Annotated in this window: 1 protein-coding gene; it reads right to left on the reverse strand. The window is 42.8% G+C overall.

What is annotated here, in order from left to right; translation table 11 throughout:
• The coding region (locus CSV68_RS16465; RefSeq protein ID WP_099662663.1) for a Rieske 2Fe-2S domain-containing protein at positions 1-1,277 on the reverse strand (1,277 nt) is incomplete at both ends.

Here is a 1,277-nt window from a genome sequence, read left to right on the forward strand (position 1 = left end):
TGTTCTACTACCTGTTTCTTCTTTTCAAACTGCTCTTTTAATGGAAAGGCTTCTTGCCACTTTTTTTCATTGTCATCATAAAGCCCTTCACTATACAACGTTTTTAGTGATCTGTTTTCCAATGACATCGGATCTTGCCCCTCTCGGAATGCCTTCGCTTGTTGTAGTAATATCCGGCGCATATGAATAATCGGTAAATCACTTGTTCCCAATCGTTCCCGTGTACGGTCTACAATTGTCCCCATCGTTTCTGTAGCTGCATGATCCTGGTTTGCAATCCCGCGAATACCTGTGAAATTACCCGTCTTTTGCAGGTTTCGGTCTTGATTATATTCGACGTCTGAATTGACAACTTTTCTTAGATCTTCATCCAATTTCAAGCCGCGGCGGGCATGTTGTGCTTCTACGTCAATCTTCCGATCATGCGCGAATTGCACATCCCACGTCCATGTACTATGATCATCTCGCGGAACAAATGCATGCCACATACCATCCTCTCCACCAAAGCGTGGCGGATATGTGTAGAATGGGAAGATGTAATGAATTTCCATAAAAGCATTCTCTTCTTCTGTTCCAATTCCAACAGCGATGCACCGCTTCCCATAGTTCGTATCTTGTACTGATTGTTTTACGGGAGGATTTTTTACAAGTGGATGATTTGGATCAATACCTAAATCACTACTTAAAATGCCGTCTTCCACTTCTTGTGTTGCATGTGCTTTATGCAAAAATGCCGCATGAACAAAATCCAAATCATTTTCCATCGCTTGTGCATAGTTACATTCTTGCCATACGCGTTCTACCAAATTGTTTTCTCGTGGAAGACCCATCCAATAGAAATCTGGAAACGCCGGTTCAGATTCTTTGGGACCCATGTATGTCCAAATAATCCCGCTTACTTCTTTTGTTGGGTAACTTGTTAATTGAATCGATTCTCTGAACTTTCCATCCGTCGGTTCCGATGGAATCTCCATACATTCTCCATCTGTATTGAACTTCCAGCCATGATACATACATCTAAGACCGCAACCATCGTTAATGCCATAGTAAAGTGAAGTACCACGGTGTGGACACCGCTCATCGATGAGACCCACCTTACCTTCTGTGTCTCGGAACGCGACTAAGTCTTCACCTAGCAATTTCACGCGTTGTGGCTTTCCATCACTTACCAACTCCTCTGTTTGAAGTGCTGGTATCCAATATCTCCGAAACACGTCACCCATGGGTGTGCCTGCATTTGTTTGAGTTAGTAATTGATTATCTTCTGGTGTTAACAT

This window comes from Sporosarcina sp. P29 (assembly GCF_002743265.1).
Lineage (GTDB): Bacteria > Bacillota > Bacilli > Bacillales_A > Planococcaceae > Sporosarcina.